The following is a 12,702-nucleotide window of genomic DNA, read 5'->3' as shown; positions in this document are numbered from 1 at the left end:
CGGCGTCAGGCGGCCCGCGAGCGTGGATCGGAGGCGCAGGCCGCGGCGCTGTCGTCGAACGCCTCGCACATCCGCATCGCGACCATCAGATTGTCGGCCGTCAGCGCCTCGGCGGTCGGTCCCCATTTCACCGGGCCGCGTGCCAGCAGCAGCGTCTCCGGGAAATTGTTGCGCACCATGTCGAGGTCGTGCAGCGCCGCCAGCACGGTGCGCCCCTCGCCGTTCCAGCGCTTCACCAGCGCCAGCAAATCGGCTGATGTCTTGGCATCGATGGCGTTGAACGGTTCGTCGAGCACGATCAGGCGGGCGTCCTGCAACAGCACGCGCGCGAACAGCATGCGCTGGGTCTGGCCACCGGACAGCGTGCCGATCGGGCGGTTCTCGAAACCGTTGAGGCCGACCGCAGCGAGCGCCGCCAAAATCTTCTTGCGCGCGGCCCCGCCGATGCCGCCGAAGAAGCCGGTCGAGCGCCACAGCCCGGTGCCGACGAAGTCGAACACCGAGATCGGGAAGCTGCGGTCGATGTCGGCAGACTGCGGCAGATAGGCGATGTCGCGATGATCCAGCCCGTCGAGATCGATCACACCGGACAGCGGCTTGAGCACGCCGGCGATGCCACGCAGCAGGGTCGACTTGCCGGCTCCGTTCGGGCCGATCACGGCGAGCAGCGCACCCGCCTCGACGGCGCCATTGAGATGATGCACCGCCGGGTGGCGGTCATAGCCGAGCGTCACGTCGCGGAAGGTAACAAGGGCAGCCACCGGTCTCACCTCATCGCCAGCCAGACGACCGCCCACAGGCCGGCGCTGACCGCGAGCGCCGCGAGCAGACGGGCCGGCACGGGCATGCGCAGGATCGACCAGTGCGCGGCCTGCGCCGGATGCGCGTGCGGGCCGTGGCCGTGCCCGTGGGGGGCGTGGCCGTGATGGTGGAGGTCGTGGGTGTGCGTATGCGCCATGGAATGACTGTTATATTATAACATAACGCGAGTCTACAAACGAGGAACTCATGGCCGATCCGCAAAATCGGAGGATTTGAGCTGCGGCGGCCGAGTGACGCCCCGGTCGACAGCTTGGCCCGGAAAACCCGCCTCGACGGGAACCGTTGGCTACCTGCGCCGGAGCGAAGGCACACCTGCGCGTCTCAGATTCAGTGTCGTCCCGGCCTTCGCCGGGACGACACTGAGTGTGTGGTGGCGCGTGCAGGACAAACTTCTGCGTTCTCGCGACACGATTTGCCCGAGCCTTGCTTTTCAATCCGCCCTCTCTTGAACAGAGGGCGCAGGGAAAGCCGGGTGCCGATCGGGCCCCGTGCGGGGACTTGACGCGTTTTGCCGAGTTGCCCGACCGGGCAAATCACCGATCGGCGCGTGAAGAAAACACCGGCGGAAGGCCTTCGGCGACGGAGAGGCAGCCCTTATGCGACCAGCACATAGATCAGCATCGCAGCGGTGATCGCCATCCAGACGAGCGAGAGACGGAAATACAGCAGGTCCCAATTCATGGGACAAACGTACACACCCGCGCTGACGCCGACCTTTCACCAGGTTAAGGCATCGCGGATTTATTAACTAAGCACGCCAGCGGAATGGATTGGTGGTTGGCTCGCCGAAAGACACCGCTTCGGCCCTCAATTTAGGAACATGGCAATCGCCATGAGGATGACCGGGCTTAGCCCCATCAGCACGACAAACACGCTGTAAAGTAGGTTGCCCATAACGCCGCCCTACGTTGGAAGGGAAGGCTATGCCGGGAGGAACTCATCAAGCCAGTGCAGTTTGTGCCAGCGGTTCGAGCTTTTGGAATTAGCCAGTTATCTCAGGTACCTGGCTGGACACCCCCGTAACACTACGGGACGACACAGCTCAGGCAGAGAAAAGGGCGACGAGCGCCACCACCGCCAAAGCGGTAGCGACGCACCCTGCGATCATGACCCAGTCCTGACGCTTCGCCATGCCTGACAGGCTCGTCCTGGCGGCGCAGGTCATATTGACCTAGGTCAACCGGCAAAAATCATTCATCTGCCGTCGAGGCATCACGCAACAAAGCGCTCTCACGCCTCGCGCGCGTAACTCTTCAACCGTGCCTGGAGCACCGCGATCACCTGGTCGCGGACCGGATCGCGGGAGCCTTTCAGCCAGGCGGCGGCGAGCGGCAGGCGGCCGGCGCTGCTGCCGCGCTTCAGGCGGAGCGGCACAAAGCGGACGCCGGGGATCGCCATCCGCGCGGTCCAGCGCGGCACGATGGCAACGCCGAGCCTTGCCGCGACCATGTTGACGATGGTCTGCTTCTCGTCGGCGATCTCCTGGATACGCGGCGTCAGCCCGGCCTCGTCGAACAGTTTTGTCGTCAGATCGTGGCTGTGCGGCCGCGAGCGGCGCTCCGGCACGATCAAGGGCTGATCCGCGATGTCGGGCAGCACGATCTGCGTTCGCCGCGCCAGCGCGTGCTTGTGCGACAGCGCCACCACGGCGGTCTCATGCAATAGCGGGACAAACTCGATGCGGCGGTCGGGCCGCTCCGGCGGGCGTACGAACGCAAGGTCGAGCGCGCCCGACAAGAGCTTCGGCAGCAGCCGGATGGTCTTCTCCTCGAGCAGTTGCACCGCGACGTCCGGATAGGCGGCGCGAACGTCGCGCAGCAGCGGCGGCAGCAGACCGGCCGCGGCGCTGTCGATCGCGCCGATCCGGAACCGCCGCGCCTGTGGCTTGCGCAGGCGGCGGCGAAAGCCGTTCTCGATCGCCTCGGCGCGGCCGAGCAGCGCGCGGCCCTCGCGCAGCAGCACAGCGCCGTCCTCGGTCAACGACACCGCGCGCGTGGTGCGCGCGAACAGCCGCACCCCGAGATCCTCTTCCAGCAGCTTGATGTGGCGGCCCAGCGCCGACGGCATCATCTGCAGGCGCTGCGCCGCGCGGCCGAAATGCAGTTCCTCGGCAGCCGCGACGAAGCAGCGAAGCTGGTGCAGTTCCAAGACGTCGCTTCCTTATGCCCCGCGTTCGTCATGGCCGGGCTCGTCCCGGCCATCCACGTCTTTTCTTTGCCGCCAAGACGTGGATGCCCGGCACAAGGCCGGGCATGACGTCAAGTGAGGCCGGATCCGATTATATCATTTTTTTGTATAAACCGGCGCGGGTTGAAGCGAAAGGGCGCGAGCTTCTAGGCTTTCCATTGGTGATGAATTCAGGTTGAGCTTCGGCCGCGAAGAAACTGCGCCCCCTCTCCCGCTTGCGGGGGAGGGCTGGGGTGGGGGCTCTCTCCACGAATCGTAGCGTGGAGAGAGCCCCCACCCGCATCGCATCAAAGATGCGATGCGACCTCCCCCGCAAGCGGGAGAGGTGGAACGGAGACTACAGGCGCCACCTCAACCCCACATTCATCACGACGAAAAAGAACACGAACCCCGGGGAAGAAGCCCATGGAAAGCGAGCTTGGCACGCGCGTATTGCGCAAGATCTCACTGCGCATCGTGCCGTTCATCATGCTGCTTTACTTCGTGGCCTTCATCGACCGCGTCAATATCGGCTTCGCGTCGCTGACCATGAACAAGGACATCGGCCTGTCGCCGACCGTCTATGGCTTCGGCGCCGGTATCTTCTTCTGGGGCTACTTCCTGTTCGAAGTGCCCTCCAACATCATCCTGCACAAGATCGGCGCGCGGATCTGGATCGCGCGGGTGATGATCACCTGGGGCCTGGTCTCGGCGGCGATGGCGCTGGTGCAGGGCGCGACCAGCTTCTACGTGCTGCGCTTCCTGCTCGGCGCTGCGGAGGCCGGCTTCTTCCCCGGCATCATCCTCTATCTCTCCTACTGGTTCCCGGCGCGGCAGCGCGCCGCCGTCACCGCGCTGTTCATGGCGGCGGCGCCGCTGTCGACCGTGCTCGGCTCGCCGGTGTCGGGCGCGCTGCTGGAGATGGACGGAATGCTCGGCTTCAAGGGCTGGCAATGGCTGTTCGTGCTGGAGGCGGTGCCCGCCGTGCTGCTCGGCTTCGTCGTGCTGGGCTTCCTGACCGACCGTCCGGAGCAGGCCCGATGGCTGGCCGACGATGAGCGCGCCTGGCTGGTCAAGACCATGAAGGCCGAGACCGACGGCAAGGCCACGACCGCCAGCCACAGCATCTGGCGCGGCCTCGCCGACCCGCGGGTGCTGGCGCTGGCGCTGGTCTATTTCGGCACCTCGGCCGGGCTCTACACACTTGGGGTGTGGGCGCCGCAGATCATCAAGCAGTTCGGCCTGTCGTCGATCCAGGTTGGCTTCCTCAACGCGGTACCGGCGACCATCGCCGTGATCGCGATGGTGCTGTGGGCGCGGCATTCCGACCGCACCGGCGAGCGCACCTGGCACGTGGTGCTGGCCTGCCTGATGGCCGCGGCGGGACTTGCGCTTGCCGGGCTGTGGACCGGCCTTGCCGCCGTGATCGCGGCACTGACGCTGGTCAATATCGGCATCTCCTCGTCGAAGCCGCCGCTATGGAGCATGCCGACCATGTTCCTGTCCGGCTCGGCCGCGGCGGCCGGCATCGCCACCATCAACTCGATCGGCAATCTCGGCGGCTTTGTCGGGCCTGCCATGATCGGCTGGATCAGGGAACGCACCGGCAGTTTCGACGGCGGTCTTTATTTCGTCGCCGGCCTCCTGGTGCTCTCGGCCGTGCTCACGCTGCTGCTGTCGCGCGCGCAGAGCGCGCCCGCGCAAACCGAACCGCAACCCAATCCCGTGCGAACTCACTAACTGATCCGGAGACAACCCATGCGTACCCATTCCATCGCTGCCATTCCCGCCGACGGCATCGGCCCCGAAGTGATCTCCGCGGGCGTCCGTGTGCTGGAGGCACTCGCAAAACGCAGCGGCGACATCAGCTTCAATGTCAAAACCTTCGACTGGGGCTCGAACTATTACAAGAAGCACGGCGTGATGATGCCGGCCGACGGGCTCGCGGAGCTGAAGAACTTCGACGCGATCTATTTCGGCGCGGTCGGCGCGCCCGATGTGCCCGACCACATCACGCTGTGGGGCCTTCGGCTGCCGATCTGCCAGGGCTTTGACCAGTACGCCAATGTGCGGCCGACAAAGATCCTGCCCGGCGTCGCCTCGCCGCTGCGCAATGTCGGCGTCGGCGATCTCGACTGGGTGATCGTGCGCGAGAATTCCGAAGGCGAATATGCCGGCATGGGCGGCCGCGCGCACAAGGGCCTGCCGGAAGAGGTCGGCACCGAAGTCGCCGTCTTCACCCGTGTCGGCGTGACGCGGATTATGCGCTATGCGTTCCAGCTGGCGCAGTCGCGGCCGCGCAAATTGCTCACCGTGGTGACCAAGTCGAACGCACAGCGCCACGGCATGGTGATGTGGGACGAGATCGCCGCCGAGGTGGCGAAGGACTTCCCCGACGTCACCTGGGACAAGATGCTGGTCGACGCCATGACGGTGCGGATGACGCTCAATCCGAAGAGCCTCGACACCATCGTCGCGACCAATCTGCACGCCGATATTCTATCCGACCTCGCCGGCGCGCTGGCCGGCAGCCTCGGCGTCGCGCCGACCGGCAACATCGACCCGCAGCGCCGCTACCCCTCGATGTTCGAGCCGATCCACGGCTCGGCCTTCGACATCACCGGCAAGGGCATCGCCAACCCGGTCGCAACCTTCTGGACCGGTGCGCAGATGCTGGAGCATCTCGGCGAGAAGGACGCCGCGGCGCGCCTGATGGCCGCGGTCGAGAAGGTGTGTGCGGCCGGCGTGCTGACGCCCGACGTCGGCGGCAAAGCGACCACCAGGGAAGTGACCGACGCGGTGATCGACGCGATCCATGGATCGAATGTGTGAGGGTGCGGTCGCGTTAGCTATCCGCGAACTCCGCCCGCCTCTCCCGCTTGCGGGGGAGGCCGGATCGCATCGCAGATGCGATCCGGGTGGGGGCTATCTCCACAACACGACTCGCGTGTTCAACCGGCATGATTCCCGACATTTTGGACCGGCATGATCCCCGACAGTTTGGGTTAAGCGGTCTGTTCACCCGGTTCGCGCAGCCCCTCACGCGGCGGAGCGAACCGGGTGAACAGACCGCGGCGGTCGATGAGACCGACGTCGAGGTCGCAGAAGCGGACGACGTGGTCACCGGTATCGAGTTCGGCGATGCCGACAAGTTCGTTCACCAGCGCCTGACCGATAAAGACGAACTTGCCTTTCCATTTGATCTCTCCGTTGCCGCGAACACGGCGGGCCTGGTGATTGGCGTCATACCAGGGGTCTTGCTCGCGATCCGGCATGGTGCGTTGAGATGCTCGATAGGCGTCTTCCGGCGGCCGTTGGCCCAGCGCTTCGTGAGGACGTTCCCTATTGTAATGCTCTCGGAAGGCGTCAAAGCGGGCCTGTTGCTCCGACGCATTATCTGCCGGTGGGCTCGATGTTTGCGCCTTCAAGGTGCGATGCATGCGCTCATGGCGACCGTTCTCCTGCGGCGAGGCCGGACGGATGAAGCGCGGCGTAATGCCGAGCTTCAGCCACCAGACCGACAATGTGGTGAGACCGCCGGCGCCGCGCGAGCCGAACGGCGAACCATTGTCGCAGCGGATTGCCCGCGGCAGGCCATGCTCGCGGAAAGCTCTTTCGAAGCGGGGGCGGACGCCCTCGGTCGTCGGTGCGACGATCTGCAGTTCGATCAGGAAGCGGCTGTGGCTGTCGGCCACCGTCAGGGGATCGACCCGGCACTGGTCGCGGGTGCGAAACCAGCCCTTGAAGTCCACGCTCCACTCGTCGTTCGGCTCCTGCACCGGCGTGCAGGGACGCCGCTGGTCGAGCGGACGGCGACGGCGCTTCACCGGCGAGATCAGCCCCGCGCGCTTGAGAATGCTCCCAATCGTCGACGCCGCCGGCCAATCGATCTCCGGCGCCTGGCGGTCGAGCAAGGCGAGCAGCTTGCGCGGTCCCAGATAGGGAAAGCGCTGCCGAGCCGCGATCACCTTCTCTGCAATCGCTGCATCGGTCGTTTGTCGGCATTGCTGCGGCGCGTGCGAACGGTCCCTGAACCACTCCGGATCGCCGCTCTGCTTCCGCTGGCGCCATGCGTAAAACGTGTCGCGGCAGATACCGTGACGGCGGCACAACTCCGACACGTTCCAGTTCCCGCTCTCGTACTCCATAAACATCCGGATACGCTCTTCCATCCGACTGGTCTCTCTGAACGGCATCGTCGGGCCCTCCCGCCGATGCTTCTAGAAACCTGTCGGCAATCATGCCGGTCTAAACTGTCGGGTATCTATCCGGTCTGTACCGCGGAGAGAGCCCCCACCCCACCCTCCCCCGCAAGCGGGAGAGGGAGCCCGACCAGGGGGCTCACTTCACAACCTCACGAGAGCGTTGACGCCCCCGCCTCCCCGCAATTCGTCAGCCGCGCCGGCACGCCGACGGCGGTGCAGCCGGCGGGCACATCCGTCGTGACAAGCGCGCCGGCGCCGATCCTGGCGAAATCGCCGATCGAGAGATGTCCGATCACCGTTGCTCCGGCGCTGAGCAGCACGCCGTGGCCGATTGTCGGCGCGCGGCGCGGATCATCCTGATGCCGCGCGATGGTGACGTTCTGCAGAATCGTGACCTCGTCGCCGACCGAGGCGAGCGCGCCGATGATGATGCCGGTGCCGTGATCGAGGAAAACAGCGGTTCCGATCCGGGCCGACGGGTGAATGCTGATCTGCAACTGGTCCGCCGTCGCGCTTTGCATCATGAGCGCAAGGTCGGGGCGGTCCTCGCGCCACAGCCAGTTCGACACCCGCCAGGCTTCCAGCGCGACGAAGCCCTTGAAGTTGAGCAGCGGCGGCAGGAAGCCCGTGATCGCCGGATCGCGGCGCACGATGGCTGTGAGATCAGTGGCCGCGGCATCGACCAGCACCGGCTCGGCCGCATAGGCTTCGCGGGCCGCGCGCATGAACTGCGCACGATCCTCTTCCGCGCGGCTGATATGCCGGCCGATCAGGAAGGCGAGCGCGCCGCCGAGGTCGCCCTGATCGAGGATGAAGGCGGCCGACGCCTCGAGGAAGGGATCAGCCGCGATCGCGGCTGCCGCTTCGCGCCGGATCGCAAGCCAGAGATCGCCAGCTGTCACAGTCGTTGATCCCGCCATGGTCTTCACCTCATCGTCCGGATCTCAAACGATAGTGTGGGCGTGGCCATCCCAAAATGCAAACCGCCCGCTTGCTCATCGCAAACGGGCGGCTCAGGGCCATCAGGTTCTATGGGGGCACATCGCCTGAAGGCTAGCTGTTGCCTCGCCTCGTCAGCCCTGCGGCGGCTGGTCGGTCGGCGGGGTCGGACGGGTCTTGTGCTGCGCCATGAAGGCGTCGAACTCTTCCTTGTCCTTGGCGTGACGCAGGCGATCGAGGAAGTTCTTGAACTCGACCTGCTCCTCCTCGAGACGGCGCAGCGTGTCCTGGCGGTATTCGTCGAAGGCCCGGTTGCCGCTGGAGGGCGGACCGAAGCCGCCGAACGGGAAGCCGCGGCGCTCCATGCGGCTCTTCATCCGCTCCATCTTGTCCTGCATCCGCTCCATCTTGTTCTGCCAGCGATCCATGTCGTTGTGACTCCAACAGGCCATCTTTCTGCTCCCGAGTGTGAAAAAGAGAAGGGCGAGGCCGATCGGCCACCAGATCATGAAGCCGAGGATGATCCCGGCGATCTTCAGGGGATGCCACGGCGTCGCGTAGAAGTAGGGACGGTAGGGCTCTTCGACGGGGCCGCGCCAGCGATTGACATCAGCGGTGTAGGCCATTTCCTTCTCCATCACGGCATCACGCCGTTGTGAATGTAAATAACATTTACATAGGTAGCCGATCCCTTGGGAAAGTCAAGCAGCGCGGATGACGCACCCTTCGGATTATTTTTGGCTCTGCCGTTGAACCTTATTTCGGCTTGCCCCAAGGACCAGCTCTGTCACCGGCCGGCTTTTCGTCGGCTGCCGCGGTTCCAGACCTGCGATCGGTCGGGAAGCCAAGGCCGCGCAGATAGATCAGCACTTCGGCCTCGAGCAGGTCCTCCGGCGACATCGGCAGCTTGCGCCGCGCGGCATCGCCGCGGCCGAACAGCGAGGCGACACCGTGCGACATCGCCCAGATGTGCAGCGCCATCATCATCGCCGGCGGACGCGGCATGCCGGGCGGCGCCAGTGCCGCGAGCCGCTCGGCAGCGGCGCGGATGATCGCAAAGGCGCGCTCGCTCGCGGCCATCAGGGTCGGATTGGAATCGACCGGCAGGCCGGATTCGAACATCGCCGAATAGAACGCGGGCTCCTCGCGGGCGAAGGCGAGATAGGCCTTGCCGACCCGCTCGAACGCCGTGACGGTATCGGGACGGCCGTCGTCCCAGGCTTGCGTCAGCAGCGATTCGAACTGCTCGAAGCCGCGCTGCGCAATGCTGGCGATCAGCTCGTCACGGTCGCGGAAGTGGCGGTACGGCGCGGCGGGGCTGACGCCGGCCATCCGCGCGGCATCGGCGAAGGTGAAGCCGGCCGGCCCCTTCTTCGAGATCAGGTCGAGGGCGGCCTGCAGCAACGCCTCTTTGAGATTGCCGTGATGATAGCCGCGCTCGGCGCGGCCTTGGTCCTTGCGCCAGCTCATGTGAACGGCTTTTACATGAGCCGGTGGTAAAGGTCACTAGCGGGGCGGCGGCGCGTCAATCAAGATTAACGGGTGACGCGGCCTCGCTGCACGCGCTTGACGGCAGTAGCCCGGCTCAAGCATGGATCGATCTTCTCCTTCCCCCTGATAAGGGGGAAGGTCGGGATGGGGGTCAGCCGCAGTCGACGCTGTATGCGGGGAGAGCAGATCCTCACCCGCTTTGCCCTGGCGAGCAAAGCGACCTCCCCTTTTCAAGGGGAGGTGAATTCTCCTGCCTTAGCGCCCCGGGATCGGCAGCACCGGCATGATCTCCACGGCTTCGCCCGGGAAGATCGAAAAATGCGGATGGTTCTCGAACAGCTTGGCCGCCGCTTCATGCGAGGGCGCGCGCACCACGGTGAAACCGGTCATCAGATTGGCGATGTCGGTGACGCCGCCCTGCCCGACCTTCTTGGTCTTGCCGAGCGGTCCGCCCATCTCGACGATCACGTCATGGTGCTTCTCGACCCAAGCGCCCCAGGCCGCCATGCCCTGCTGCTCCTTGGCGCGCCGTTCGGCCTCGGGCAGCCCGTTCCAGGCGGCCATGCGCGAGCCGCTGCTGCCGCCACCGAGATAGACGGCGAGGAAGGTATTGGTGCTCATCTTGCGTCTCCATTGTGGTCGTTGCTGGTTTGACGATCGTTTGCTGGCGCGATGACGCCATGCGGCGGCATCGCTACGTGTTGCAAGGCCGGATCATGCGGTGTCAGCGCAGCGCCTTGCCCCAGCCGCCCTGCGGATGCTCGAAGGTGGCGGCCGCCTGCTGCACCTCTTCGGAAAAATCGGCCATCTCCTGCACCTGGCGGATCTCGATCATCTCGTTCGCGGTGGCCGGGCACTTCCTGGCCCATTCGATTGCCTCGGCGCGCGAGGCGACCTCGATCATCCAGAAGCCGCCGATCACTTCCTTGGCCTCGGTGAACGGGCCGTCGATCACGACCGGCACGCCGGTGTCGAACTTGACGCGCGCGCCCGTAGCCGGCGGATGCAGGCCTTCCAGCGTGATCAGCACGCCGGCGTCCTTCAGCGCCTGATTGTACCGCATCATCGCGGCGACCCGTTCGGGGTCGAGCTCGAGCTTGGCCGGCGCGGACTCGTAGCCGAGCGGGATCATCAGCATCATGAAACGCATTGGTCGGATTTCCTTGCTTGTTGAATCACTCGCAATCCTCACCCTCGTCATGCCGGGAAGCCCCACACGGCGCCGGCCCGGAATCCATGACTTGCGACGGTGATCATGTATTGCGGGCGCATCGCCGGCGCGATATCGCGGAATGACGTCGGGTGTCATTTCCTGCCCACCTGCGCGCGCAGGCGCTCTCCCCGCTCGCGCAGCTCGGGCGTCAGCGCCTCGCCGAAATCCTCCGCGGCAAACACCTGGCGGATCTCGATCTCGGAGCCGCCGTCGAACGGCGCGCGCTTCATCCAGTCGATCGCTTCATCGAGCGACTTGGTCTCGATCAGCCAGAAGCCGCAGACGAGATCGCCGGTCAGGCTGAACGGGCCGCGCGACACGGTGCTCTGCCCGCCGGCATATTTGACCCGGGCGCCCTTGCTGGTCGGGTGCAGGCCCTCGCCGGCCTGCATCACGCCGGCCTTGACCATCTCCTCGTTGAACTTGCCCATCGCGGCGAGCAGTTCGGTGCTCGGCGTCACGCCGGCCTCGGTATCCCTGCTCGCCTTCACGATCACCATGAACTTCATCGTCCTGCTCCGTTGTCTTGCTCAGCTGCCTTGCCGGTATCTCCGGTGCTCGTCTCAAGGACGACGCGGGGCTTGCCACGCCGACAGGCCAGGCGAAATTATTTCGGAGGTCATTGGATCGCGCGCCACAGCCCTCAGCGCTCCTGCCTGACGAGCTCACCGTCCTGGTGCGACGGGCCGAAATAAACGTCGATGCGCGACACCTTGTCGCCGTCGAACACGAAGAACTCGGTGTTGCGAAAGCTCTTGCCGTCGCGCGCGACGCAGCGATAGGTGACGAAGGCCTCGAGGCCGTCGACCATGATGCGCTCGATCTCGTGGCGGCCGATCCAGCCGGAGTCGCGCCAGCACTCCGCGAAATAGGTCGGCTTGTCGATGTTCTCGCCATAGGGCGTCGAGAAGCGGAAATCCTCCGCGAACGCCGCCTCGACGCTCGCGCGGTCATTGGCGAGATAGGCGGCGAAGAGGGAGCGGATGATCTCCGCCCCGTGGCCAGTTGCAGTCATGTCGTCTCCCACACGTATCGCCCGGGCCTCCGGAGCGACCAGCGCTCCGGGAACCCGGGCCTCAAGGAGATGACGAACGGGACGGCGCAAAAGCGACATCACGCCACAATTTATTTTTGGAACCGGATCGGAAGCCGGCTTGCTTCAGGTTTCCTGCGGGAACATGCCGAAATAGGGCTCGGCCTCCCTCAGGACGCGCGCGAAGGACGGTCGCGCCATCAGCCGCTCGAGATAGGCGGCCAGATGCCGATGGCCATCTCCGAACGGCTCGACCTTGTTGCCGTAGAACATCGTCGGCGCGGCCGCGCAATCGGCCAACGAGAAATGCTCGCCCATCATCCAGCCGCCATGCGCGCGTTGCTGATTCAGGATCAGTTGCTGATCCAGGATCGCATAGGAGGTGCGGAGCTGCGCCCGCGCCTCGGCGACGCCATGCGGATCCTTGCTGTCCGCGGGCCGCAGCCGGTCGCCGACGACCTTCTGCATCGGCAGGTGGACATAGAGATCGAGGAAGCGATCGCGCAGCCGGGTCTGCAGCGCGAGGTCCGGATTCTCGGGGATCAGCCTGACGGCACCGGGATAATGCCGGTCGAGATATTCGATGACGATGCTCGATTCCGGCACCGTCTCGCCCCGCGTCTCGTCGCGGAGCACGGGAAAGCGGCCGATCGGCGACAGCGCGAGCAACGCCGCGCGCTCGGCGGAATCGCCGAGATTGACCATGTTCGCGGCGAACGGTGCGCCGTTCTCGTAAAGCGCGACCAGCGCCTTCCAGCAGAACGAGGACAGCGGATGGTAAAGCAGGGTAAGCGACATCAGAACTCCATCATGGAACCAGTGCCCCGAGGACG

The 12,702-nt window shown here is 65.3% G+C and carries 14 protein-coding genes; 2 read left to right on the top strand and 12 right to left on the bottom strand.

The window, feature by feature from the left end; translation table 11 throughout:
- Positions 1 to 5: 5 nt before the first annotated feature.
- The 3 genes from XI02_RS07545 to XI02_RS07535 form a co-directional block, all read right to left on the bottom strand.
- Positions 6 to 761 carry a metal ABC transporter ATP-binding protein gene (locus tag XI02_RS07545; protein WP_018269698.1) on the bottom strand — a complete coding sequence of 252 codons (756 nt, stop codon included), beginning with the start codon at positions 759 to 761 and terminating at the stop codon, positions 6 to 8.
- A 5-nt stretch (positions 762 to 766) separates the two neighbouring features.
- Complete coding sequence (locus XI02_RS07540) at positions 767 to 958, bottom strand: hypothetical protein (RefSeq protein ID WP_172648669.1); 192 nt, start codon at positions 956 to 958, stop codon at positions 767 to 769.
- 1,094 nt (positions 959 to 2,052) lie between these two features.
- The gene (locus tag XI02_RS07535; RefSeq protein ID WP_194483382.1) at positions 2,053 to 2,970 is read right to left on the bottom strand and encodes a LysR family transcriptional regulator; all 918 of its coding nucleotides are present in this window, start codon (positions 2,968 to 2,970) and stop codon (positions 2,053 to 2,055) included.
- 444 nt (positions 2,971 to 3,414) lie between these two features.
- Here XI02_RS07535 and XI02_RS07530 point away from each other — a divergent pair, with 444 nt between their 5' ends.
- The gene (locus tag XI02_RS07530) at positions 3,415 to 4,728 is read left to right on the top strand and encodes an MFS transporter (protein WP_018269696.1); all 1,314 of its coding nucleotides are present in this window, start codon (positions 3,415 to 3,417) and stop codon (positions 4,726 to 4,728) included.
- Positions 4,729 to 4,746: 18 nt separating this feature from the next.
- Positions 4,747 to 5,820: a tartrate dehydrogenase gene (locus tag XI02_RS07525; protein ID WP_172648671.1), complete on the top strand. Its 1,074-nt coding sequence runs from the start codon at positions 4,747 to 4,749 to the stop codon at positions 5,818 to 5,820.
- A gap of 173 nt (positions 5,821 to 5,993) precedes the next feature.
- Here XI02_RS07525 and XI02_RS07520 read toward each other — a convergent pair whose 3' ends face one another.
- The 9 genes from XI02_RS07520 to XI02_RS07480 form a co-directional block, all read right to left on the bottom strand.
- Complete coding sequence (locus XI02_RS07520) at positions 5,994 to 7,160, bottom strand: integrase core domain-containing protein (RefSeq protein WP_244620959.1); 1,167 nt, start codon at positions 7,158 to 7,160, stop codon at positions 5,994 to 5,996.
- 182 nt (positions 7,161 to 7,342) lie between these two features.
- On the bottom strand, positions 7,343 to 8,113 hold the full coding sequence (locus XI02_RS07515) for a serine acetyltransferase (RefSeq protein WP_172648672.1): 771 nt from the start codon (positions 8,111 to 8,113) through the stop codon (positions 7,343 to 7,345).
- A gap of 153 nt (positions 8,114 to 8,266) precedes the next feature.
- Entirely contained in the window at positions 8,267 to 8,758 is a 492-nt protein-coding gene (locus XI02_RS07510) for a DUF2852 domain-containing protein (RefSeq protein ID WP_026192213.1), read from the bottom strand.
- 130 nt (positions 8,759 to 8,888) lie between these two features.
- Positions 8,889 to 9,602 carry a TetR/AcrR family transcriptional regulator gene (locus XI02_RS07505; protein ID WP_018269694.1) on the bottom strand — a complete coding sequence of 238 codons (714 nt, stop codon included), beginning with the start codon at positions 9,600 to 9,602 and terminating at the stop codon, positions 8,889 to 8,891.
- Between the two features lie 276 nt (positions 9,603 to 9,878).
- Positions 9,879 to 10,244 (bottom strand): YciI family protein, encoded by a 366-nt coding sequence (locus XI02_RS07500; protein WP_172648673.1) that lies wholly within the window; start codon positions 10,242 to 10,244, stop codon positions 9,879 to 9,881.
- A 103-nt stretch (positions 10,245 to 10,347) separates the two neighbouring features.
- Complete coding sequence (locus tag XI02_RS07495; RefSeq protein WP_016842527.1) at positions 10,348 to 10,773, bottom strand: YciI family protein; 426 nt, start codon at positions 10,771 to 10,773, stop codon at positions 10,348 to 10,350.
- Positions 10,774 to 10,928: 155 nt separating this feature from the next.
- Complete coding sequence (locus XI02_RS07490) at positions 10,929 to 11,345, bottom strand: YciI family protein (protein ID WP_016842528.1); 417 nt, start codon at positions 11,343 to 11,345, stop codon at positions 10,929 to 10,931.
- A 134-nt stretch (positions 11,346 to 11,479) separates the two neighbouring features.
- Positions 11,480 to 11,851 carry a nuclear transport factor 2 family protein gene (locus XI02_RS07485; RefSeq protein ID WP_172648674.1) on the bottom strand — a complete coding sequence of 124 codons (372 nt, stop codon included), beginning with the start codon at positions 11,849 to 11,851 and terminating at the stop codon, positions 11,480 to 11,482.
- A gap of 144 nt (positions 11,852 to 11,995) precedes the next feature.
- Positions 11,996 to 12,667 carry a glutathione S-transferase family protein gene (locus XI02_RS07480; protein WP_172648675.1) on the bottom strand — a complete coding sequence of 224 codons (672 nt, stop codon included), beginning with the start codon at positions 12,665 to 12,667 and terminating at the stop codon, positions 11,996 to 11,998.
- Between the last annotated feature and the right edge of the window lie 35 nt (positions 12,668 to 12,702).

The sequence above is a fragment of the Bradyrhizobium sp. CCBAU 21365 genome (assembly GCF_015291305.1).
Classification (GTDB): Bacteria; Pseudomonadota; Alphaproteobacteria; order Rhizobiales; family Xanthobacteraceae; genus Bradyrhizobium; species Bradyrhizobium elkanii.
This window is presented reverse-complemented; position numbering and strand designations above follow the sequence as displayed.

Bases quoted from the DNA above. Each gene is read 5' to 3' on its own strand.
- XI02_RS07540 (WP_172648669.1), bottom strand. From the start codon at position 958: ATGGCGCATACGCACACCCACGACCTCCACCATCACGGCCACGCCCCC.
- XI02_RS07530 (WP_018269696.1), top strand. From the start codon at position 3,415: ATGGAAAGCGAGCTTGGCACGCGCGTATTGCGCAAGATCTCACTGCGC.
- XI02_RS07525 (WP_172648671.1), top strand. From the start codon at position 4,747: ATGCGTACCCATTCCATCGCTGCCATTCCCGCCGACGGCATCGGCCCC.
- XI02_RS07520 (WP_244620959.1), bottom strand. From the start codon at position 7,160: ATGGAAGAGCGTATCCGGATGTTTATGGAGTACGAGAGCGGGAACTGG.
- XI02_RS07515 (WP_172648672.1), bottom strand. From the start codon at position 8,113: ATGGCGGGATCAACGACTGTGACAGCTGGCGATCTCTGGCTTGCGATC.
- XI02_RS07510 (WP_026192213.1), bottom strand. From the start codon at position 8,758: ATGGCCTACACCGCTGATGTCAATCGCTGGCGCGGCCCCGTCGAAGAG.
- XI02_RS07505 (WP_018269694.1), bottom strand. From the start codon at position 9,602: ATGAGCTGGCGCAAGGACCAAGGCCGCGCCGAGCGCGGCTATCATCAC.
- XI02_RS07500 (WP_172648673.1), bottom strand. From the start codon at position 10,244: ATGAGCACCAATACCTTCCTCGCCGTCTATCTCGGTGGCGGCAGCAGC.
- XI02_RS07495 (WP_016842527.1), bottom strand. From the start codon at position 10,773: ATGCGTTTCATGATGCTGATGATCCCGCTCGGCTACGAGTCCGCGCCG.
- XI02_RS07490 (WP_016842528.1), bottom strand. From the start codon at position 11,345: ATGAAGTTCATGGTGATCGTGAAGGCGAGCAGGGATACCGAGGCCGGC.
- XI02_RS07485 (WP_172648674.1), bottom strand. From the start codon at position 11,851: ATGACTGCAACTGGCCACGGGGCGGAGATCATCCGCTCCCTCTTCGCC.
- XI02_RS07480 (WP_172648675.1), bottom strand. From the start codon at position 12,667: ATGTCGCTTACCCTGCTTTACCATCCGCTGTCCTCGTTCTGCTGGAAG.